At 52.0% G+C, this 22,410-nt stretch carries 17 protein-coding genes; 7 read left to right on the top strand and 10 right to left on the bottom strand.

All coding sequences use genetic code 11. The features are described 5' to 3' along the window. Window position 1: 1 nt before the first annotated feature. From AB5903_RS14285 to AB5903_RS14305, 5 genes are all read left to right on the top strand, one after another. A complete protein-coding gene (locus tag AB5903_RS14285) occupies window positions 2-1,294 on the top strand; it encodes an ABC transporter permease (RefSeq protein ID WP_368117959.1) in 1,293 nt (430 codons plus the stop codon). A 33-nt stretch (window positions 1,295-1,327) separates the two neighbouring features. Then, window positions 1,328-2,566 (top strand): FtsX-like permease family protein, encoded by a 1,239-nt coding sequence (locus AB5903_RS14290; protein ID WP_368117960.1) that lies wholly within the window; start codon window positions 1,328-1,330, stop codon window positions 2,564-2,566. 28 nt (window positions 2,567-2,594) lie between these two features. Next, a complete protein-coding gene (locus tag AB5903_RS14295; RefSeq protein WP_195658185.1) occupies window positions 2,595-3,875 on the top strand; it encodes an ABC transporter permease in 1,281 nt (426 codons plus the stop codon). 9 nt (window positions 3,876-3,884) lie between these two features. Next, window positions 3,885-5,147 (top strand): ABC transporter permease, encoded by a 1,263-nt coding sequence (locus AB5903_RS14300; protein ID WP_016662791.1) that lies wholly within the window; start codon window positions 3,885-3,887, stop codon window positions 5,145-5,147. 92 nt (window positions 5,148-5,239) lie between these two features. After that, the gene (locus AB5903_RS14305; RefSeq protein ID WP_016662790.1) at window positions 5,240-7,843 is read left to right on the top strand and encodes an ABC transporter substrate binding protein; all 2,604 of its coding nucleotides are present in this window, start codon (window positions 5,240-5,242) and stop codon (window positions 7,841-7,843) included. Between the two features lie 20 nt (window positions 7,844-7,863). On the opposite strand, the gene AB5903_RS14310 is transcribed toward AB5903_RS14305, so the two are convergent. After that, window positions 7,864-9,099: a hypothetical protein gene (locus tag AB5903_RS14310; protein ID WP_022104675.1), complete on the bottom strand. Its 1,236-nt coding sequence runs from the start codon at window positions 9,097-9,099 to the stop codon at window positions 7,864-7,866. 209 nt (window positions 9,100-9,308) lie between these two features. On the opposite strand from AB5903_RS14310, the gene AB5903_RS14315 reads away from it, so the two are divergent. Further along, window positions 9,309-10,508, top strand: coding sequence for a pyridoxal phosphate-dependent aminotransferase (locus tag AB5903_RS14315; RefSeq protein ID WP_016662788.1), 1,200 nt, complete (start codon window positions 9,309-9,311; stop codon window positions 10,506-10,508). Window positions 10,509-10,526: 18 nt separating this feature from the next. Next, entirely contained in the window at window positions 10,527-11,771 is a 1,245-nt protein-coding gene (locus AB5903_RS14320) for an ABC transporter permease (RefSeq protein WP_117857474.1), read from the top strand. 13 nt (window positions 11,772-11,784) lie between these two features. Here AB5903_RS14320 and AB5903_RS14325 read toward each other — a convergent pair whose 3' ends face one another. The 9 genes from AB5903_RS14325 to AB5903_RS14365 all read right to left on the bottom strand — a co-directional run. After that, a complete protein-coding gene (locus AB5903_RS14325; protein WP_016662787.1) occupies window positions 11,785-12,957 on the bottom strand; it encodes a glycosyltransferase in 1,173 nt (390 codons plus the stop codon). Between the two features lie 49 nt (window positions 12,958-13,006). Beyond that, on the bottom strand, window positions 13,007-13,669 hold the full coding sequence (gene bioD, locus AB5903_RS14330; RefSeq protein ID WP_016662786.1) for a dethiobiotin synthase: 663 nt from the start codon (window positions 13,667-13,669) through the stop codon (window positions 13,007-13,009). Window positions 13,670-13,851: 182 nt separating this feature from the next. Further along, window positions 13,852-14,811 (bottom strand): malonyl-ACP O-methyltransferase BioC, encoded by a 960-nt coding sequence (gene bioC / locus AB5903_RS14335; protein WP_016662785.1) that lies wholly within the window; start codon window positions 14,809-14,811, stop codon window positions 13,852-13,854. A 13-nt stretch (window positions 14,812-14,824) separates the two neighbouring features. After that, the gene (locus tag AB5903_RS14340; RefSeq protein ID WP_195658183.1) at window positions 14,825-15,598 is read right to left on the bottom strand and encodes a pimeloyl-ACP methyl esterase BioG family protein; all 774 of its coding nucleotides are present in this window, start codon (window positions 15,596-15,598) and stop codon (window positions 14,825-14,827) included. A gap of 101 nt (window positions 15,599-15,699) precedes the next feature. Continuing rightward, window positions 15,700-16,863 (bottom strand): 8-amino-7-oxononanoate synthase, encoded by a 1,164-nt coding sequence (locus AB5903_RS14345; RefSeq protein ID WP_368117961.1) that lies wholly within the window; start codon window positions 16,861-16,863, stop codon window positions 15,700-15,702. A 60-nt stretch (window positions 16,864-16,923) separates the two neighbouring features. Beyond that, window positions 16,924-19,185 carry an adenosylmethionine--8-amino-7-oxononanoate transaminase gene (gene bioA, locus AB5903_RS14350; RefSeq protein WP_368117963.1) on the bottom strand — a complete coding sequence of 754 codons (2,262 nt, stop codon included), beginning with the start codon at window positions 19,183-19,185 and terminating at the stop codon, window positions 16,924-16,926. A 365-nt stretch (window positions 19,186-19,550) separates the two neighbouring features. Beyond that, complete coding sequence (locus AB5903_RS14355; RefSeq protein WP_153881361.1) at window positions 19,551-19,706, bottom strand: hypothetical protein; 156 nt, start codon at window positions 19,704-19,706, stop codon at window positions 19,551-19,553. A 53-nt stretch (window positions 19,707-19,759) separates the two neighbouring features. Beyond that, entirely contained in the window at window positions 19,760-20,260 is a 501-nt protein-coding gene (gene nrdG / locus AB5903_RS14360) for an anaerobic ribonucleoside-triphosphate reductase activating protein (protein WP_016662781.1), read from the bottom strand. Window positions 20,261-20,270: 10 nt separating this feature from the next. Beyond that, on the bottom strand, window positions 20,271-22,410 hold a 2,140-nt coding region (locus tag AB5903_RS14365; protein WP_368117962.1), incomplete at its 5' end, for an anaerobic ribonucleoside triphosphate reductase.

Here is a 22,410-nt window from a genome sequence, read left to right on the forward strand (position 1 = left end):
GATGATAAAGCAATATTTCATACAAGCATGGGCGCAACTTCGCCAGCAACCGCTGATTAGTGCGGTCAGTATAGCCGGTACTGCGCTTGCCATCTTCCTCATTATGCTGGTGGTGATGATGCAGCAGGTAAAGGTTGTCCCTTTTGCACCCGAAAGTAACCGTGACCGCTTCCTGCACGTCAAGTGGATGAGTATCTCCAACTCAAATTGGGGAGACGGCACAAGTAACGGACCGATGAGCGCACAGACTGCCCGCGAATGTTTCCAGTTGTTGAAGACACCGGAAGCCGTTACTATTTATACTGTTTTTCCTATATCCACTCCTGTATCTCTGCCGGGCAGTCCGGCGATCAGTGTGGACTTGCGACAAACGGACGACATCTTTTGGCGCGTATTTGACTTCTCCTTTATTGGTGGAAAGCCTTATGGTAAAGCAACATTCGATGCAGGTCAACCGGTGGCTGTACTTACGGAGAGTGTGGTGCGCAGCCTTTTCGGCACGACGGATGCCGTGGGGCGCGAGTTTCTTCTCAATCATGCGCCTTACCGCGTTGCCGGTGTCGTGAAAGATGTGTCTACGCTGGCCGACTGCGCTTACGGACAGGTATGGGTCCCGTATACTTCTACGGGAATGGATAAGGAGGCTTGGAACGACCGGCACATGGGAATGATGAGTTGTACGATGCTGGCGCGCAGCCGGGATGATTTCCCCGCTATACGCCAGGAAGCGGAACGCCGTAAATCAGAGTATAATACGCTTATCGGAGAGAACGGCTGGAAGCTGATTTACCGTAACCGCCCTTACGACCAGGAAAAGAATGCCATTGCTTTCGGCGCCAATATCGAACCGGATGTGAATGCGGCGCGCCGTCAGCGGATTATCATCTTCGTCATTCTGCTGATAGTGCCTGTCATCAATCTTTCGAGCATGACACAGAGCCGCTTGCGTCAGCGGGTATCGGAAATCGGAGTGCGCCGTGCTTTCGGCAGTACACGGATGGAGCTGATTGGGCAGATTGTGGCGGAGAATCTGGTAATGACTTTATTGGCGGGTGTTGTCGGTTTGCTGTTGAGCGTGGCCTTTGCATACGTGGGCAACACGTTGCTTTTTGCGCAGGAATTCAGTCAGACTTTGAACCCGCCGGAAGTGGATGCTTCCATTCTGCTTCATGCTTCCACCTTTGGGTGGGCGTTGCTGTTCTGCTTTGTGCTGAATCTGATGAGCAGCGGTTTCCCGGCATGGAAGGCTTCCCGCATCGGGATAGTGAACGCATTGGGAGGACGGTTGCATTAAACGCTTGTCGCTAACTATTAATTACGGAAAGAAATGACTAAGAAACTTTTGGTACAGATAAAGAATGAATGGCGCAATAACCTGTGGCTGGCGTTGGAATTGCTGGTTGTAAGTGTTGTGATGTGGTTTGTGGTGGACTATCTTTATACGCGTATGGCAACTTATCTGGAGCCGCGGGGCTTCGACATCAGCCATTGCTACCTTATCGAAATGGGAAAGCTTACCGATAAGAGTCCCGATTATATCCCGAACCAGACCGATGAGCAGGAAGATGCCGATATTCTTGAACTTGTGGACCGTCTGTGCCGTCGTCCGGAGATAGAGGCGGTGAGTCTTTCGCAAAACTCATATCCATATAATGGCAGTAACTCCACAGATCTGGTGCAGTACGATACGCTGGTCTCCGGTAATTGGACGATACGCCGTTTGGTGACTCCCGATTTTGTGCGTGTGTTCCGTTATCAGGGCACACGTGGCGAGACGCCCGAACAGCTTGCCGGGATGTTGGAAAGGGGAGAGTTCCTTGCTTCCGACAACCTTTACCGGAAGTACGGCCGTCCGCTGACGGAATTCGTAGGCAAGAGCTTCCGGCTTTTCGGCGATACGATACAAACCTACCGGTTGGGAGCGGCCTTGAAGGATGTACGTTACAATGATTTCGAGCAGGCCCGCGATTCGTATACCTTTCTTTATAAACTCGATTGGTATGATACGGGATTGGAACTCTGTGTCCGTGTCCGCGAAAATCAGGACCATGATTTCATCCAACGCCTGAAAACGGACAGTGAGAAACAGTTCCGCATCGGCAATATCTTTATCTCCGAAATACGTTCTTTTAAGGACATCCGCCGTAATTTCCAGCAGACATGGAGCAATGACCTGCGCAATTACGTAATGGGTATGGGATTTCTGTTGCTGAATATATTTCTGGGACTGCTCGGCACTTTCTGGTTCCGTACCCAGCAACGCCGTTCGGAGATTGCCCTGCATAAGGTGCATGGAGCATCGGACATGAGTATTTTCACCCGTCTGATAAGCGAGGGGCTGCTTTTGCTGTTGCTTGTCACGCCTGTTGCTTTGCTCATAGACTATAATCTGGCAAGCATGGAACTGAACTCCTGGCGCAACGGTACGACTTTGGAGTGGGAGCGCCTGTTGCTTTGCGCTGCCATCAGCTTCCTGCTGATAGGATTGATGATTGCGATTGGTATAGGCATTCCGGCACGCAGGGCGATGAAGGTACAACCGGCAGAGGCTTTGCATGATGAATGATTTTAGGAAGTTAAACAGATAACGGAATATGATACGTCTTTACTTTCAGCAAGCGCTATATCACTTGCGCGAGAATCCCATCATAACATGGGTTTCCGTACTGGGTACGGCATTGGCCATCTGTATGATTATGGTACTTGTCATCACTTTTCAGGTGCGGCTCGTGGACTGCGAGCCTGAGGTGAATCGCAGCCGTTCGCTGTATGTGTCTGCCATGTCCGTCAAGAACAAGGGCGGGAGCGACGGCGATTCATCCAACGCCCGCATGTCGGTGCGTACGGGGCGCGAGTGCTTTAAGAATCTCACTACGGCGGAGGCAGTAACGTTGGTTTCCTTGCCCGAAAAGGTACGTGTGTCCCTGCCGGCAGGCAACAAGGTCACGGCCGACATGGTGCAGACGGACGACGCCTTTTGGCATATCTTCCGGTTCCGCTTTCTCAGCGGCAAGGCGTTTACCAAGGCCGACAGCGATGCCGGAGTGCCATGCGCCGTGTTGAGCGCTGCGGTGGCGCGCCGCCTGTTCGGCACAACGGACATTGCGGGAAAGACGGTACAGTTGAACTATGTGGAATACCGTATATCCGGTGTGGTGACGGATGTGTCCGTACTGGCCACTTCCGCCTATGCGCAGGTGTGGGTTCCCTATACGTCCACAGACATTGCCCGGCTGACGTGGTGGGAGGAGACCATGGGGCAGATGAGGGCGGTTATCCTTGCGCGCTCCGCAGCCGATTTCCCGGCTATCCGTGAGGAGGCGGAGCAACTCCGCCGTAAGTATAACGACAGTCTGCGTGACTCGGAAGTGTTCTATCGCGGGCAACCCGATGAACAGTTTGCCAACCTTTACCGCAAGTGGAGCGAAACGCCCGATACCAAAGCCATTATCCTGCGCTATATGCTCGTTATCGCCATCCTGTTGCTTGTGCCTGCCATCAACCTGAGCAGCATGACGCTCTCCCGTATGCGCAGACGTATGGCGGAGATAGGTGTGCGCAAGGCTTTCGGGGCTACGGGTGGCGAACTGATACGCCAGATATTCTTTGAGAACCTGTTGCTGACATTGTTTGCCGGCGTGTTGGGACTTGCGCTGAGTTACGCCGCCACCTTCCTGCTGAACGGTTTCCTTTTCAACAACAGCACCAATGCCTACCTCAGCGGGGAAACCGCCCTGACACCGGGCATGCTGCTTTCGCCCTGGGCATTCCTTGCAGCTTTCGGTTTCTGTTTGCTGATGAACATCCTTTCGGCAGGCATACCGGCATGGAGGGCTTCGAGAATGAATATAACGGATGCGATCAATCAAAGGTAAACGATGGTTATGAAAACGATATTGAAACAAATAAAGAACGAGTGGAACAGCAATCTTTTTCTCTTTGTGGAGCTGCTGCTGGTCTTTGTCGTGCTGTGGTATATTGTGGACTGGACGCTTGTCACCGCACGGGTCTATCACGCTCCGATGGGATTCGATACGGAGCACTGCTACAACATCACCGTAAGCAAGCTGGGAGAGGACTCGCCTCTTTATAATCCGGAGCTGACCGCTGATGATGATATGGACGACTTGCTCCGGCTTACGGACAGGCTGCGCCACTGCCCCGGCGTAGAGGCCGTTGCCATTTCGCAAAACTGCTTTCCGTACAATGAGGGCAGTAACGGTATTGATTTGGGTATTGACTCTGTGGCTGTCAATGTTCGTCTTCTTTGGGTGGAGGCGGACTTTTTCCGCGTGTTCCGTTATGCCTTTACGGAGGAAGCGGAGTTTGCCAAGGTAGAGGCTGCATTCCGCAATGACGAGCCGGTGGTATCTTCCAATCTCACCGAAGGACATCCGGAATTGGGAGGCAGTGCGTCCTTGCCGGGGCGGGAAGTCTTGCTGTTGAACTACGGTAAGGACGTTCGCCGTCGCATCGGTGCGGTGGGCACGCCCGTGCGTTGGTCGCATTTCCATACTCCGTCGCAGTGGGGCGGGGCTTTTGCAGCCCTTCCGCTCAATGCGAAGAGGTTACGGAATTTCGGCGATCCCCGTTATGTCACAGTCAGCCTGCGCGTTTCCGAAGATGCCGATAAGAACTTTGCCGAAAAGCTGATGAATGATGCCGACCGCCTTTATCAGGTAGGTAATCTGTATCTGCTGGACATTACACCTTTCAGCCATTTGCGCGAAATCTGTGAGCTGGAAGACATGAACGAATGGAAGACGCAGCTTTGCGTGCTCGGTTTCCTGCTGTTGAATATCTTCTTGGGCGTTATCGGCACATTCTGGTTCCGTACGCAGCAACGCCGTAAAGAGGTTGCGCTGCGGATGGCGCTGGGCAGTTCGCGCCGGGGGATTTTCTCCTGTCTCATGTACGAAGGGGTGTTGCTGCTTACGTTGGCGGCCGTACCGGCGGCTGTCATCGCTTTCAACATCGGTTATGCCGAACTGGTGGATGTGGGCAAGATGCCTTTCGATGCCGGACGCTTTCTGCCGGCTCTTGCCTTGACATGGCTGCTTATGGCGCTGATGATTGTTGCCGGAATCTGGTATCCTGCTTATGGAGCGATGAAAGTACACCCGGCAGAAGCATTGCATGATGAATAAAGTTTTTTAAGAAAAGATGTATATTCTCGATATAAGCTTGTATATTTGCGTAGTTATAAAGAAGTTTACGCAGACAAATCAAAACAAACGGAATGGGAAAACACTTTTTCTTAACATGTTCATTAGCTTTCTTATGCATGATATCGGGGACGCTTTCGGCTGCGGAAACCAATTATAATGTACTTTTCATACAATCATACACAAACAGTTCTTCCTGGCATAATAACCTTATTGCCGGTTTGCAGGACGGCTTGGAAGAGGGCGGTGTAAAAGCAAACGTGGTTATAGAGTATCTGAATGCCGATTTTTGGACGTTTGCTTCGGAGTGTGTCATCATGCGCCGCATATGCGAACGTGCCAGACAGCGGAAAACGGATTTGATTGTGACGTCCAGTGATGAGGCTTTCTTTACCTTGACTCACTGCGGCGATTCTTTGCCGTATCAGATACCGGTAGTTGTTTCGGGCATTAAATATCCTGACAGGAAGTTGTTCGACCGTATGCCGAATGTCTCGGGCTTCACTTCAGTAACGGATTTTAATGTGTTGCTTGAGGAAGCCATACGTTTGTTTCCTGCACGTAAGGAGATTGTCTGCCTGTCGGACAGCAGTTTTTTGAGTGCTAAGGGAGTGGAAGCGGTAGAAGAAGCCTGGGAGTCTTTTCATAAGAAACATCCCGAATACAGTTTTAAGGAACTGAATGTGCAGAGAAAGTCCCTCAACTCTCTCATAACGTCTATTTGTTACGATTATCATGCCCATAAGTACATTGTTATCGCCCCTAAGTGGATTCCTTTTCTTTCCCTGAAATTGAAAGCTCCTGTATTTGCCAATCAAAACCTGGCAATGACAAGTGGTGTTTTATGTGTTTATGATGTAGAACCGGCGGCAGATACTTATGCTGCGGGCATACAGGCGGCAAGTATTCTGAAGGGGCGGTCGCCTGCTTCATTCGGAATAGGAGACCTGGGTGGCAAGTTATTGTTCGACTACAAACAGTTGGACTTCTTCCATGTAGATGTGGATAGTGTTGAAAAACGGGGAATCGTTTTGAACATTCCTCTGATGGACCGCTATCAGGCCTGGTTTATTCTGTTCTATTCGGTGATAGTGGGTGCGTTGGCATTTCTTGTAGTCTGGCTCTATCGGAGCAACCGGCGTGAATCGCGCAAGCGGATACATGCGCAGACCCGTCTGCTGATACAACACCGTCTGGTGGAACAGCGGGATGAATTCGATAAGATATTCTGTTCTATTCGCGACGGACTGGTTACGTATGATATGGATTTGAGAATCCATTTTGTGAACCGGGCTTTAGTGGAGATGCTGGGATTACCTGCAGAAATGTATACGACACGTCCGTACGAAGGACAGGTTGCCGGTTCCATTCTCCATATTTACATGAATGGCGAGAACATCCTGCAGGCTCTGTTGAAACAGGTGATACAGGATAGGAAGCCTGTCATTATACCGGAAAAGGCATTCATGCAAGAGAATACCAAAGGTATTTATTTCCCTGTTTCGGGCGAGGTGGTTCCTATCTTTGCGAAAGACAAACTGACGGGTATGGCAATTGTCTGCCGTAATATATCCGAAGAAGAGATGCAGAAGCGTTTTTTCAATATGGCTATTGAGGAAAGTTCCATTTATCCGTGGCAGTACAACACACGGTTGAAATGCTTCCATTTTCCCGACGGACTGCTGCAACGTTTCAATTGCTACGACAATACGGACTATATCTCGAGGGAAGAACTGGATCGGATTGTCCATCCGGAAGACCTTTCCCGCACATGCAGGCATTTCGACAATATCATGCTGGGGCATGAGCCGAACTCGCGCATGAGTTTCCGGCTGCAAAACGCAGATGGCGGATATGAGTGGTGGGAGTTCCGGAGTACCGCTTATGAGGGGCTTACGGTAGATATACCTTATAGGGTATTGGGTGTATGCCAGAGTATCCAGCGTTATAAAGACACCGAAGAGGAACTTATCGCGGCCCGTGACCGTGCCTTGCAGGCTGACAGACTGAAATCGGCGTTCCTTGCCAACATGAGCCATGAGATACGTACTCCGTTGAATGCGATAGTCGGTTTCTCCGATTTGTTGAAAGACCTGCAAGCCTTTTCTTCGGAAGAAGTACAGCAGTTTGTCGAGACTATCAATATAAACTGCACGTTGTTGCTGGCTCTGATTAATGATATTCTGGACCTCTCGCGCATCGAATCGGGCACAATGGATTTTCAGTTCTCTTCTTACAATCTTACGTTTATCATGCAGGAAGTTTACGACTCCCAGAGGCTGAGCATGCCGCAGGGAGTGGAATTATGCACCGATTTTCCGGAAGGGGCCGACAAGTATATCACTACCGATGCCGTACGCTTGAAGCAGGTTTTGAATAATCTGATTAACAATGCCAAGAAGTTTACCGTGCAAGGGAGCATCACTTTAGGATATAGAGTGGATGAATCCGGATATACCACCGTCTTTGTGGAAGATACCGGAGCGGGTATATCCGATGAAGACCAGAAGCATATCTTCGAGCGTTTCTATAAGGCGGACAGCTTTACGCAAGGGGCCGGTTTAGGGTTGAGTATCTGCCAGACAATTGTGGAACGTATACACGGAACCATTACGGTGACTTCAAAGCCGGGCAGAGGAACCCGCTTTGAAGTCCGCATGAGTGATGATGTAATATGATTGCCGGTCGGTTTTAGAGTTTATTCTATCCTTTTGCATCCGTTGGATTGCAGGAACTCGTCGAGCATCAGTTCGTAGTTGCCATGCAGCATGATGTGATGGTTGCCCAACGGATTTCTCAGGAAATATTCCGCCGGGGCGTTCATCTTGATACGTACCTGTGTGCGGCACATATTGATGTAGTTGGTGTTTTCGGTCAGTGTACCTGTGCCGAGGTAATATTCGTCCAGACATTCTCCGCCGCATTTCACGATTGTTACGTCTCCGGTAGGCAGTATTCCCTGTATGCCGATGCCGCTTTCCGTTTCAAAGTGGTTGCGGATGATGAACTGCTCTGTCTGTGCGATGCCGATGGTGCAATGCGCCAGTATGATTTCGTTGGTGCGTGCATTAATCATGGAAGGATTGGCCATGAAAGCAGGTTTGCCTGTAAGCACTTTGGCAGCGAGCATGGTGAAGACGGACTGCAAATCGCCTTCGCATCCGGCAATGATGCCCTCGTCATTCAGCAGGGAAAGCGCCAGGCAGCCGGTAGTGCCCGTCTGTTCTATCAGGCGGAAACAACTCAGGGTGAGTGCGCTTAAACGGTCTTCGTCCACAATCTTCCGGATGGCGCGGTACAGGCGCATTGCCTTTATCATATCTTCGGGCGACGCTTCCCGGCAGGCAAGCGCTTTTCCGGCAAGGCCGGCACATGCTTCGCCTACTTCATCATCCGTGATTTGGTTGTAATATTCGTATACACGTTCCAGTGCGATGTCTGTGTATTCCACTCCCCAGCGTCGTTTGGCAAGCAGATAATCCACGTTGCTGGCAATGAGCCAGCTCGACGGAGTGCCTATCACGCCGATACGCATTCCGTAGAGGCCGCGTTGCGCCATGAAATTGCTGTGCAGTACAAAAATGCGTTTGATAATTTCGGACAGTTCGCCATGCAGGATTTCGCTTTTCATTCCCCGGCTGCGCAGCCAGGAAGATATTTCGAGGGCGGCGGCAAGCGAGTTCTGCATACCGTCTGCCAGGATGATGGCAGGGCGGGGAAGAGCCTCGAAATGCTGGATAACCAGCCGTTCCACTCCGCCGGTGGCGATGAACAGGATGCTGAAATCGTCGGGAGACAGTTTGTTGATATCTTGGTAATCTATGAAATTGACGGTGAAATATTTTTCCAGTTCGTTCAGGATTATTTCATGGGAACTGCGGACTGATGCTTGCTTATGTAGCAGTGAAGCAAAAGTTATTAGGTTGATGACCATAGCGTTACTTACTATTTTAAAAGTTGGTTTAAGATAAAACGGTTGTGGTTGCTCATTTGTTTACTATTTCAAAGGTACAAGATTCTTTTTAAATAGCATAGTGTTTTTAATATAGATAAGGTTTTTAAAGTTTTTATGTCTTTGCTTCCCTTTGGTATCAAATAAATCACTACATTTGCAACTTAAATGATAAAATGATATAAAAACTCATGCCAACAATTTCTATTCGCGGGATGGAGATGCCCGCATCTCCTATCAGAAAGCTGGCTCCCTTGGCAGATGCAGCCAAGCAACGGGGCATCCATGTATTCCACCTCAATATCGGACAGCCCGACCTGCCTACGCCGCAAGTCGCGATTGACGCCATCCGTAATATTGACCGTAAGGTATTGGAGTACAGTCCCAGTGCCGGTTATCGCAGCTATCGCGAGAAGTTGGTGGGGTATTACGATAAGTACAACATCAAGCTCACTGCGGATGACATAATCATTACATCCGGCGGTTCGGAAGCGGTGCTGTTCTCTTTCATGGCATGCCTCAATCCGGGTGACGAGATTATCGTGCCCGAACCGGCTTATGCCAATTACATGGCATTTGCCATCTCTGCCGGAGCCAGGATACGTACGATTGCAACGACCATCGAAGAGGGATTCTCGCTGCCTAAGGTGGAGAAGTTCGAGGAGCTGATAAACGAACGTACGCGTGCCATCCTGATTTGTAACCCCAACAACCCTACCGGCTACCTTTATACCCGCCGTGAAATGAATCAAATACGCGACCTTGTGAAGAAGTACGACCTCTTCCTCTTCTCCGACGAGGTGTATCGCGAGTTCATCTATACGGGTTCTCCATACATCTCCGCCTGCCATCTGGAAGGCATCGAGAACAATGTAGTCCTGATTGATTCCGTTTCCAAGCGTTATTCCGAATGCGGTATCCGTATAGGTGCGCTGATAACGAAGAACAAAGAGATACGCGATGCCGTTATGAAGTTCTGCCAGGCGCGTTTGAGTCCACCGTTGATAGGTCAGATTGCCGCCGAAGCGTCTTTGGATGCCGGTGAAGACTATCTGCGCGATACCTACGACGAGTATGTAGAACGCCGTAAATGCCTGATTGACGGTCTGAACCGTATCCCCGGCGTATATTCGCCCATTCCGATGGGAGCGTTCTATACCGTGGCCAAGCTGCCCGTAGACGATTCGGACAAGTTCTGCGCATGGTGTCTTTCCGAATTCCAGTACGAAGGGCAGACCGTTTTCATGGCTCCGGCTTCCGGCTTTTATACCACTCCGGGTTCCGGCCGCAACGAAGTGCGCATCGCTTACGTCTTGAAGAAGGAAGATTTGATCCGTGCGCTGTTTGTGCTTTCCAAAGCGCTCGAAGCCTATCCGGGACGTACGGAATAGAGATATATAATACTACTGATGAATTTATCCCGTTTCATAGCGCTGCGTATTTACCGCAGTTCCGATGTCGGAAAGCAAGTTTCCCGTCCTGCCGTGCTGATAGCAACTATCGGTGTTGCTATCGGGTTGGCGGTGATGATTATTGCCGTGTCGGTGATTATCGGTTTCAAGAGCGAGGTACGCGATAAGATAATCGGTTTCGGCTCGCATATCCAGATTAGCAATTCGGATGCGGCGCGTTCTTTTGAAACCCGCCCCATAGCCGTGACGGACAGTATGCTTGCCGCTCTTGCGGATAATTCCGGTGTGAAACACGTGCAACGCTATTCCACCAAGCCGGGTATGATAAAGACGTCCGATGCCTTTCAGGGCATGGTATTGAAAGGTATAGGGCCGGAGTATGGCAGTTCCTTCTTCCGCCGTCACCTGATAGAGGGAGAGTTTCCGCAGTTCAGCGACTCGGCTTCTACCAACCGTGTGGTCATTTCAAAAGCGATAGCCGACAAACTGAAGCTGAAACTCGGCGACAAGATAGACACCTACTACATACAGGACGATGTGCGTGCCCGCCGCCTGACAATCGTCGGCATTTACCAGACCAACTTTTCCGAATACGACAACCTGTTCCTGCTTACAGACCTGTGCCTGGTGAACCGTCTGAACAAGTGGCATCCCGACCAGGTGAGCGGAGTGGAGCTGGAGCTGTACGACTACGATAAACTGGAAGAAACCACCTACCGGATAGCCGATGAAGTGGGCCGGCATCCCGACCCTTACGGGGCAGAATACTGTGTACTCAACGTAGAGCAGTTGAACCCGCAGATTTTTGCATGGCTCGGCATCTTGGATGTCAATATATGGGTTATCCTTATCCTGATGATTGGCGTTGCCGGGTTTACCATGGTTTCGGGACTGCTGATAATCATCATAGAGCGCACCTCCATGATTGGCGTTCTGAAATCTTTGGGAGCGAACAACCTCACTATCCGCAAACTGTTTCTTTGGCTGGCGGTATTCCTCATCGGAAAAGGAATGCTGTGGGGCAATGTAATAGGATTGGCTTTCTATTTTATCCAGAAGTGGTTCGGCTTGTTCCGTCTCGACCCGGAAACCTATTATATGGACACCGTTCCCGTATCTTTCAATCTTTGGCTTTTCTTGTTGCTGAATGTCGGCACGCTGCTGGCCTCAATCGCTATGCTGTTAGGACCGTCCTACCTCATTACACGGATTCATCCGGCAAATTCCATGCGCTACGAGTAGGGTAATTTCTCATTTATTTTCTCAGGAATTCGCTTTTCTTTCTAAACAGACAGTAGAGCTTCCAGCGGAGAGATTGCAGCGGCTGGAGTACATCGAACACGGGCAGCGACCAGTAGTATCTGCGCCGGTCGTTCAAATCCTTGGCAGTCTTGTTGACGATGATGGCTTGCAGGATAAACCGGAGTATCCAGACGAGGAATGCAATGCCTGCCGCCAGCCAGTGGAAATGCAGTATGGCTGTTGTGAGCGTAGCCATCCATGCGGCATGGAACGCGAGGCGGGTAGTGGTTTCCAGTCCGGCAAGCCAGCGTTGCATGCCGTGATAGAGGCGGGCGGTAGATGCGTAACCGATTTTCTCTTCCCGCCAGTCTTTTGCGCGGAATACGGGTTGCATGCGTACGGTGGCATCCGCATCGGTTTCCACGCGGGTATTTTCGGCAGTGGCTACATGATTGACGAACAGGTCGTCATCGCCGCGCTGAAGGTTGAGATGTGCAGAGAACCCTTTGTGTTCGTAAAACAACTCCTTGCGGTAGGCAAGGTTACGCCCGATGCCCATATACGGGCTTCCGGCAAGCGCAAAGCCGAGGTAGCGCATGGAAGTGAACAGATTGTCGAAAGCTACGCGCTTGTGCAGCCAGCCTTTACCGCGTTCATAGCCGCTATATCCCAAGACAACTTGCGTACGCGAGGTGAAGTTGCGTGCCAGCAGCCGCAGCCATTGGTTGCTTTGCGGGCAGCAGTTGGCTTCGGTGAAGACGAGCCAGTCGTATTTGCTGGCTTTCACGCCGAGGGTGGCGGCAAGCTTCTTCCGGCTGATGTAGCGGGAAGAGTCGGGGACAAAACTGTGGTAGAGGTGCGGGTATTTCTCTTCCAGCAAGGTGAGGTAATCTTCGCTTTCGTCCGTGTTTCCGTCATTGATGACGATAACCTCAAATTGCGGATAATCCTGCTCCAGCACAGCTTTCAGGTTACGCCGCAGGTTTTCGCATTCTTCACGTGCGCAGATGATGACCGACACCGGCGGGAGCTCCTGCGAGAAGTGTACATTGCCGCGCTTCACGGCACGGCTGCGCAGGTGGATGCGGTTGTACAGGCAAAGGTAATAAAGGGCTTGAATGATAAAAAGAGTTCCCGTCGCTGCGAGTAATATCTGCTCGGTTGTATCGAATGTAAATGCTTCCATGTGTCCTATGACGTTTTATAACGTGCAAAGGTACGAAATTCGTCACAGATTACATGGTCTGATGCAGATTATTTATTTCCGGCACAACCTCAAACTTCGTTCCGGGGAAATGCCTGGAAAGATACTCCCGTATGTATTGCATCGTATCGTTCTGTATGGTCTTGTCCTCTACCGTGGGATAAAGGTTGTACAATACGGTGTCGAGTGTGATTCCCCGGTGCCCGATGGCTTCAAGGCTTAGCAGGGTGTGATTGATACTGCCCAGCTTGCCGGATGTCACGAAGATAAGGGGATAGTTCTTATCGGCAATGTAGTCTATGGTGAGATATTCTCCGGTCAGGGGAACCATCAGTCCGCCGGCTCCTTCCACGAGTACGGTGTCGTAGCGGCGGGCAAGCTCCTGCGTGGCGTTCTCTATTTTGTCGAAGTCGATAGGACGGTTGTCGATGCGTGCCGCAAGATGGGGAGAGCAGGGATAGGAGAAGATTTCGGGCATTGTAAGCCTCTCGTTATCCTCAGGCAGATAGCCGGTGCCCATGATGCGGCGGTGCAGGTCGATGTCCTCGGAGTGTCCGGTATTGCCGGTTTGAATGAATTTCTGGGTGATGACGCGCTGTCCGTTTCGGGATAGCTGCTTGGCATACCAGGCAGTGCAATAGCTTTTCCCGGCATCCGTATCAATGCCGCTGATGAAATAAATGTTTGGTTTCATAATTCTTTATATCTTTATGTAAATTAACTGATTAAACATCGGTGCTCATACCTCTTATCACCTATGTGTTTACCGTATTCCTCATCCTTTATTTTAAAATCTCTTATACCTCATACTTCATACCTTATACTTTACATTTCGTACCTTATGCTTCGTATTTTGTACTTCATCCCTTATGCTTCTTACTTTGTCCTTCCTCTTTTTCTCGCTATTACATAAATCGGGTGATAAGTCAGCGAAACACTACGGTCGTCCTTGCCGTACATCCGGATATATTCCTCGCAGAAACTTTGCAGGCGTCCGCGCGTCCAGACTCTCTTTTCCGTCCCGGTAACGCCGGTTTGTCTGAGGTGTTGCAACACTTCGAGCGGAGTGTCGAATGGCAGGGAGACAATCTCTTCTTCGGCATAAAGAACCTCGAAGCGGGAAGACAGCAAGGCTTTTAGTTCTTCGAGCGAGAAGTACTCCAGTCCGTGTCCGGTCAGGGTATGTATCTCCTGCATATTCCTCTTGCCGAAAGTGCTGAATGCGAGAATGCCACCGTCCGATAGGAAGTGGTGGCAGCGGGTGAAGAACCGTTCCGTATCGGCAAACCATTGCAGGGTGGAGCAGGACGTTATCAGGTCTGTCCCTTGCGGGAAATCAAGAGTTTCCGCATCACACGGCAAAAAGCTGACGGCAGGGGATATAAGCGGGTTTCCGTAAAGTGGCACTTTAGCTTTCTCAAGTGGCACTTTAGCGCCGTAGAGTTCTACTTTATCATCGTAAAGTAGAGGTTTATGAGGCAGAGGTTCACCGGCCGGCAACAAATCGCAGATACACTCCCTCATTTCGGGACACAAGTCGTTGAGCAGCAGAGTTTCCGGTTGCAATGCGTGCAGCAGCAAACGGGAGTAGCACCCGGTTCCGCATCCGAACTCTACGATATGGCGGAAGGGGGAGGCGTTGCCTGACAAACTTCGCGTATTGCCCTCGCCGTTGTGTGCCGCAGCAGACGGGCAGGCATGTTTCGTGAGCAGGCGCAGCATTTTCTCCGCCACCTGCTGCTGCACAAGAGCTTCTCGGCCGTACGTATTCCGTGCATGGGCAAAGCGTCTTGCAACGAGGGCTTTGTCGATGGATTGAATGGTACTGCAAATCATTTTCTGTTTCGTTTCATTCAATATTTATGGTTTTGACATGATATCTGAATTCACTGGCAGTCATCTCCCACATATCTTGCAGCAGAAAGCGGAACATGGACTCGTCATAGTGTGCGTTGTCCGTCAGGACCGGATGGCAGTCTATCAGGTCGCAAAAGTTCATCTCCATGTTTTCGGGCGGGAAAATCCGGTCGTTCTTGCCGATGAAGGCGTAGTTGTATTCGTAGTTATACTTTTCGATGTTTGCCTCATACTTATCTTCCTTTTCCTCGTCGTAACTTTTGTTATTAGCGTCTCCGAACATATCGAAGTACCGCTCCAGAATGAGCCTCAGTTCTTCTTTTATTTCGTCGAAGTCCCGTCGGGGAGTCACTTCCATGAATGCCTTGTAGGCGTTGCTGTCCTTGCACATGCGGCGCAGGAACTTCTGGAGCGTTGCGGGGGTAAGCCCGTCGAGAGTAGCCTGAAAGGTGTTCACGGGGATACCTTCCAGATTGTCGATGGGGTATGTAGTTCCGTTGAACGCCAGGCTGAACACCTTGTCCCGGGGGACTTGGCTCAGTATGAGAGAGCCCATCCACACACCCATGGACCAGGCTACCACGTTTACTTGCCGGTAACGGTCGAAGATGGAATAGTCGAAATCCAGCGTGCGGTAGTCGTAGCAAATCATGTAGTCCATGTCTTTGGGACGGTACTGCTTGAAGGGAGTTTCGTCCGCTGCCCAACCGGCAAAGAAAAGGAGTAACTGGGGATGGTTCTCGTTGATAATGTACACTTGTTTCATTGTTCTTTTTTGTTAGATGAAGATGCCCTTCTGTATGAAGATGCATTTCGGTTAATATTCCAATGCCGTCTGTTACGGGCATTGCTTAAAGTATTTTCGGGTTATTTCAAGTTCTCCGTTCTTTTCTTCAGTTCTTCTATTTCCTCTTGTCTGATATCGGCTGTCAGCGAAAAACGGATGCGCGACGTTCCTTCCGGCACTGTAGGCGGGCGCACGGGCAGGGCGTAAAAGCCATGCCGTTGCAAGGTCTCTGCTTTCAGCACGGTATCCGCACTCTGCCCGATAATCATCGGGACGATGTGGCTGGCGCCGGGGCAGGTGTATCCTTGTGCCTGCAGGGCTTCGCGAAGCGTCCGGCTGATGTGTGCCAGATGCTCGCGCCGTTCCCGCATGTCTGCCAGCCGGCGCACGACAAACAGTGTCCAAGCGATGTTTACGGGGGGCAGTCCGGTGGTGAAGATAAGTGTGCGCATGCGGTTGACGAGGTATTCCCGTATCACCTTCCGGCATACGATGTAAGCGCCTGCGGATGCTGCCGCCTTGCCGAACGTGCCGACAAGGAAGTCGATGTCTCCGGTGCAGCCGGACTCCTCGGCGCAACCGAGTCCCTGCCTGCCGCGCACGCCGAAAGCGTGGGCCTCGTCCACGTAGAGCAGCACATTGCCGTACCGGCGTTTCAGTTCTGTCAGGGCGGGCAGGTCGGCTTGGTCGCCGTCCATGCTGAAGATGCTTTCGGTGACGATGATGATTTGGCGAAAGGCGGAGTGGTGCTCTTTGAGCAGTCGTTCCAGTTGTGCCAAATCGTTGTGACGGTAGCGGATGCATTTGGCGGCAGACAGGCGGATGCCGTCAATCAGGCTGGCATGGACGAGCTTGTCGGCAAGTATCAGCGTCTGTGCATCGCTTACGGCGGGCAGGATGCCCGTGTTGGCATGATACCCGCTGTTGAACACCAGTGCGGCTTCCGTGCCGAAAAGGCGTGCCAGTTCGGCTTCCAGCTCTTCGTAAACGGTGAAGTTGCCCGTCAGCAACCGGGAAGAAGAAGAGGTGGGCAGGAACGTGTCGGGGGTGAGCGTGCGCAGGAATTCCTCGCGCAAGGCCCGGTCGGATGCCAGCCCCAGGTAGTCGTTGGACGAGAGGTTCAGCATGCGTTTGCCGTTCACGATGACATCCCTGCCGTCGTGTACCATCCGGGGCAGGCGGCGCAGGTTGCTGTGCTCTTCAAGAAGTTGCAGCTCTTGCTGCATGTGCGATATAGTGCTCATTGGCTATGTTTGTTTTTGAAATATAAGGAAGTTTATTGTTCCCTTATTTCTTTTGTAACCTTAATCTCTTATCTCTTTTATAATCTTAATCAGTCCCTTCGTCAGTGTGCCGAGCTGTTCCGGTTTGATGATAAAGGGCGGCATCAGATACACCAGCTTGCCGAACGGACGCACCCAGATACCTTCCTCGACGAAGCGCCGTTGCATCCATGCCATATCCACCGGACGTTTGGTCTCTATCACGCCGATGGCTCCGAGTACGCGCACATCCGCCACTTGCGGCAGTTGGCGCGCGGGTTCCAGCTCTTGCTTCAACTGCGCTTCGATGCGCGCCACCTTCTCCTGCCAGTTGTATTCGGGAGACGTGAGCAGGCGTACCGATGCACATGCCACGGCGCATGCCAGCGGGTTTCCCATAAACGTGGGCCCGTGCATGAATGCACCCGGGGCGTGGTTGGAGATGGTGTCCGCCACTTCGTTGGTGGCCAGTACGGCGGAAAGCGTCATGTAGCCGCCGGTCAACGCCTTACCTATGCACATGATGTCCGGTTCTACTCCGGCATGTTCCCAGGCAAACAGCTTTCCGGTGCGTCCGAAGCCCGTCGCTATTTCATCGAAGATAAGCAGCAGACCGTGTTCGCGGCATAGCTTTGCCGCTTCGCGCAGATACTGCGGATGATAGAACCACATGCCGCCTGCACCCTGTACCACGGGTTCCAGTATCAGGGCGGCCAGCTCGTCGGCATGCTGTTCGATGGTTTCCTGTAGCGGGCGGATATCTTCTGGATTCCATTCGCCGTCGAAACGCGAGCGGGGCTGCGGAACGAAATACCGCACGGGCAGTGCCGAGCCGAACAGCGAGTGCATCCCCGTCACCGGATCGCACACCGACATAGCATTCCACGTATCTCCGTGATAGCCGCTGCGGATGGTGACGAAGTTCTGCTTCTTGACGGGGGTACTCTGCGACGAAGCCCCTTGCCCTTTGGCATACCAGTACTGCACGGCCATTTTCAGGGCCACTTCCACAGCCACCGAGCCGGAGTCGGCATAGAATATCTTCTGCATGGACGGCGGAACCAGCGGCAACAGCAGTTTGCCCAGCTCGATGGCAGGGTCGTGCGTCAGTCCGCCGAACATGACGTGTGACATCTTGCCGAGCTGCTCCGTGACTGCCCGGTTCAGTACCGGATGATTGTAACCGTGCACGGCGCACCACCAGGAGGACATTCCCTCTATCAGGGTCTGCCCGCTTTCCAGCGTAATCGTTGCCCCGTCCGCCTGCTTCACCTTATATACAGGCAGCGGATGGGTGGTCGAAGTGTATGGATGCCACAGGTGCTCGCGGTCGAATTGCGAACCGCAGAATTCGTATCCGGCTTCTTCTATCAGTTTCTTGTCATCGGAAACTTTGGAGCCGAGCGTCGTCAGCAGGTCGCCCACGATAGCCGAGTTGATACCTATATATAAGGACTTCTTCACCGCATCCTTGCTCAGTTGCGAGCGTCCGCCGGCAAAGCGCAGGTAGGCGGTGGGGTTGATGAAGCGGAACAGGGCGACGGTCACCAATACCTCTTCTTCCGTCAGCGGCGGGCGGTTCTCCAGCGGAGTGCCCGGAATGGGGCTGAGCAGGTTGATGGGAATGGATTGTACACCCAGCTCTTTCAGGGTGAAAGCAAACTCAATGCGCTGTTCCATCGTCTCGCCCATGCCGATGATGCCGCCGCTGCAAATGTCCATGCCTGCGTTGCGGGCTGCCTGCAAGGTGCGCAGCTTGTCTTCCTGCGTGTGCGTGCTGCACAGGGTGGGGAAGAAAGAGGGGGCTGTTTCCAGGTTGCAGTGGTAGCGGGTGACGCCGGCATTGTGCAGGGCGCGCAGCTCTTCTTCGGCCAGCAGGCCTAAGGATGCGCATAATTGTATGGATGAGTGGCGGCGCATGTAGCGCACTGTATTACAGAGTTGTTCCAATTGTTTGAGAGAGGGTTTCCGTCCGCTCGTAACGAGGGAGAAGCGGTTGACATCCTGCCGTTCATTGTATTGTGCCTGTTCGAGGCATTCTTCAGCGGAAAGTAGGTTGTAAACGTCGGCTTGGGTGTGATAGTGGGAAGATTGTGCGCACCATTTGCAGTTTTCGGGGCAGCGTCCCGACTTGGCGTTGATGATGGAGCACATGTCAAACTCATGCTGCGAGCATTGTACGGTAATCTCGTGTGCAGCGGCGTAAAGCGCTTCACGGTCGGCGGTATTCGCCAGCCAGGCAGCTTGGTCGGGCGATATGTCTATGCCTGCCAGCACCCGGGCTTTCAGTTCGTCGATAGTCATGGTGTGAATAGAATAGGGGATAGTCCGAACCGTGTCCTGCTTCCGCAGCGAACTGTCGGCCACGTTCTTGCGCAGACAACCGATTGTGACGCATCTGCCTATGCTGGCGAATGCGGCATACGACTTCCGACTCCAGCGGCGGAAGCGTATCGTCTGTGCAGGGGATTGATTGCGTTTCACGGGTTCGGTATTTTGTTATAGATTCTTTTGACGGTGGCAAATGTAGGAAATAAAAACGAGAAAGAATTTTATATGGCTGAAAATATATAAAGAAAAGTAGGCAGGGCGGTTGGAGAAACGCTTGCTTCCTTTTTGCCGGCGTAAGCAATCCTTTATGGTTTATAGGGGGAGAACGGCGGATACCTCTATGGGGTACGGAAAGTACCAAAGGCTGGTATGGGAAGTACCAATGTTTGGTACGTCGGATACCAACGTTTGGTACAACGGCTACCAACATAGGGTACGATGAATACCAACCGTTGGTATTGTCGGTATCCCACGGTGATATTCATTGTACCCAATGGAGGTATAGGTTTATGTCTATATAGAGAAAGATATAATACAGTGAAAGGAGTTATAACTTCGGGTTGTAAACGTAATCCACCGCTTTTTGGGCTTTCAGCGACGCTTGTACGTCTATCAGCCGTTGGTTGCTGCTGCCACGGAAGTAGAGGTCTTCGTCACGCAGCTCTTCTTTGAATTTGCCGTCCACCAGCACGTCGATGTACTCCAACAGTTTTGCCTGGCGGGGATTGTGCAGTAACGTTTCAAATGTATACCCCGTATAGCACCAGATGTTCTTCCGGCTCTGCCGCTTGATGGCATGTGCCAGTTCGGTGAAGCCTTCGGGCTGGTACATAGGGTCGCCACCGCTGAATGTCACATCGGCAAAGCTGTCGGCAAGCACCTTTTGCAGTATTTCATCGGTGCTCATCCAGCGTCCGCGGTTGATGTCCCACGATTCCGGATTATGACAGCCCGGACATCCGTTGGGACATCCGGCTGCGTAGATGGCGGTACGGAATCCCGGACCGTCCACCGTAGTATCTTCTATTATATCAAGAATGGAAAGCACTATTCAACTTTTAATTTTCATGTATTACTCTGTCGTTCAGCTCGGCGAGCTTGGCTTGATTCCAACGGTCGGTAGTACCTACCAGATAGCCGGTGATGCGCTGTAGCTTGTCGATGTGGGTGCTGCCGCACTTGGGACAGGCTTCCAGGTTGACGGTAGAGTTTTCGTATCCGCAGTCCAGGCAGCGGTTGCGGTTGTGATTTACCGAGCCGTAACCGATGTTGTACCGGTCCATCATGTCCACCACACGCATAATGACTTCGGGGTTGTGGGTGGCGTCGCCGTCAATTTCTACATAGAAGATGTGTCCGCCGCGGGTCAGGTCGTGGTAGGGGGCTTCGATTTCGGCTTTGTGGCGGGCGCTGCACTTGTAGTACACGGGCACGTGGTTGGAGTTGGTGTAATAATCACGGTCCGTAATGCCCGGCAAGCAGCCGAACTTCTTGCGGTCTACACGTGTGAACTTGCCCGACAGCCCTTCGGCAGGCGTGGCCAGTACGCTGTAATTATGCTGGTATTGGTCGGAGAACTGGTTGGCACGGTCGCGCATGTAAGTCACGATTCTGAGTCCCAGTTCCTGAGCCTCTTCCGACTCTCCGTGATGCTTGCCCAAAAGCGCCACAAGACATTCCGCCAGACCGATGAACCCGATGCCCAGCGTACCCTGATTGATTACGGACGAGATGTCGTCGTTCGGTTTGAGCTTGTCGCAGCCTATCCACAAAGCGGACATCAGCAGAGGGAACTGCTTGGCGAACGCTGTCTTCTGGAACTCCATGCGTTCATGCAGTTGGCGTGCGGTAATGTCGAGCATGGCATCCAGCTTGGCGAAGAAACGGGCGATGCGCTGTTCCTTATCCGTAATGCCCATGCACTCTATGGCAAGGCGCACAATGTTGATTGTGGAGAAAGACAGGTTGCCGCGTCCGATGGATGTCTTGGGGCCGAAACGGTTTTCGAATACGCGTGTACGGCATCCCATGGTGGCTACTTCGTGCTCGTAGCGTTTCGGGTCGTCGGCTTTCCAGTCGTCACTTTGGTTGAAGGTGGCGTCCAGGTTCAGGAAGTTCGGGAAGAAACGGCGTGCGGTGACCTTGCAGGCAAGTTGGTAGAGGTCGTAGTTGCGGTCTTCGGGCAGATAGCTTACGCCGCGTTTCTTTTTCCATATCTGAATGGGGAAGATGGCCGTTTCGCCGTTGCCCACGCCCTGGTACGTGCTTTTCAGCAGTTCGCGGATGATGCAGCGTCCTTCGGCGGAAGTATCCGTACCGTAGTTGATGGAGCTGAATACCACCTGGTTGCCGCCGCGCGAGTGTATCGTGTTCATGTTGTGGATGAACGCTTCCATGGACTGATGCACGCGGGCTACGGTCTTGTTCACGGCATGCTGGATGATGCGCTGCTCGCCGGTGAGGCCGTCCAGCGGCTGTTGCAGGTAATCGGTGAGCTCTTTCCGGTAGAGATGTGAGTAATCCTCACCGTTCAGCTCTTCCAGGTTCTTTACTTCCTCGATGAAGCTGTTGCGCACGTAGGGAGCGAGGTAGAAGTCGAACGCGGGAATCGCTTGTCCGCCGTGCATTTCGTTCTGGGCGGTTTCCAATGAGATGCAGCCCAGTATGCTGGCGGTTTCAATGCGTTTCGCAGGGCGCGACTCTCCGTGTCCGGCAGAGAAGCCGTATGTAAGGATGCGATCCAGCGGGTGCTGTACGCAAGTCAGGCTTTTGGTGGGGTAATAATCCTTATCGTGGATGTGCAGATAGTTTTGGCTGACGGCATCCAGCACTTCTTCGCTCAGTAGATAGTCGTCAACGAAGGGTTTGGTGGTTTCGCTGGCAAACTTCATCATCATGCCCGCCGGGGTGTCGGCGTTCATATTGGCATTCTCACGGGTGATGTCGTTGGATTTGATGTTGATGATTTCCAGAAACATATCGCGCGTTTTCGCCTTGCGGGCAATGCTGCGCTGGTTGCGGTAGGCAATGTATTTCTGTGCTACATCTTTACGGCTGCTCTTCATCAGTTCCATTTCCACCAGGTCCTGAATGGCTTCCACCGTCATCTGGGCATCGCCCTTAAAGGAGATGTGGTCGGTGATCTGGCGTATCAGTTGCATGTCTTCTCCCTTGTCCGTATGGAGCATGGCCTTGCGG

This window comes from Bacteroides sp. 2201st1_D9_2201SCRN_220225, assembly GCF_040928965.1.
GTDB lineage: Bacteria > Bacteroidota > Bacteroidia > Bacteroidales > Bacteroidaceae > Bacteroides > Bacteroides stercoris.

Coding starts and splice junctions, on each gene's coding strand:
- AB5903_RS14295 (WP_195658185.1), top strand. CDS start 2,595: ATGATACGTCTTTACTTTCAGCAAGCGCTATATCACTTGCGCGAGAAT.
- AB5903_RS14345 (WP_368117961.1), bottom strand. CDS start 16,863: ATGAGCACTATATCGCACATGCAGCAAGAGCTGCAACTTCTTGAAGAG.
- AB5903_RS14340 (WP_195658183.1), bottom strand. CDS start 15,598: ATGAAACAAGTGTACATTATCAACGAGAACCATCCCCAGTTACTCCTT.
- AB5903_RS14325 (WP_016662787.1), bottom strand. CDS start 12,957: ATGGAAGCATTTACATTCGATACAACCGAGCAGATATTACTCGCAGCG.
- AB5903_RS14285 (WP_368117959.1), top strand. CDS start 2: ATGATAAAGCAATATTTCATACAAGCATGGGCGCAACTTCGCCAGCAA.
- bioC (WP_016662785.1), bottom strand. CDS start 14,811: ATGATTTGCAGTACCATTCAATCCATCGACAAAGCCCTCGTTGCAAGA.
- AB5903_RS14300 (WP_016662791.1), top strand. CDS start 3,885: ATGAAAACGATATTGAAACAAATAAAGAACGAGTGGAACAGCAATCTT.
- bioD (WP_016662786.1), bottom strand. CDS start 13,669: ATGAAACCAAACATTTATTTCATCAGCGGCATTGATACGGATGCCGGG.
- AB5903_RS14305 (WP_016662790.1), top strand. CDS start 5,240: ATGGGAAAACACTTTTTCTTAACATGTTCATTAGCTTTCTTATGCATG.
- AB5903_RS14315 (WP_016662788.1), top strand. CDS start 9,309: ATGCCAACAATTTCTATTCGCGGGATGGAGATGCCCGCATCTCCTATC.
- AB5903_RS14320 (WP_117857474.1), top strand. CDS start 10,527: ATGAATTTATCCCGTTTCATAGCGCTGCGTATTTACCGCAGTTCCGAT.
- bioA (WP_368117963.1), bottom strand. CDS start 19,185: ATGACTATCGACGAACTGAAAGCCCGGGTGCTGGCAGGCATAGACATA.
- AB5903_RS14310 (WP_022104675.1), bottom strand. CDS start 9,099: ATGGTCATCAACCTAATAACTTTTGCTTCACTGCTACATAAGCAAGCA.
- AB5903_RS14290 (WP_368117960.1), top strand. CDS start 1,328: ATGACTAAGAAACTTTTGGTACAGATAAAGAATGAATGGCGCAATAAC.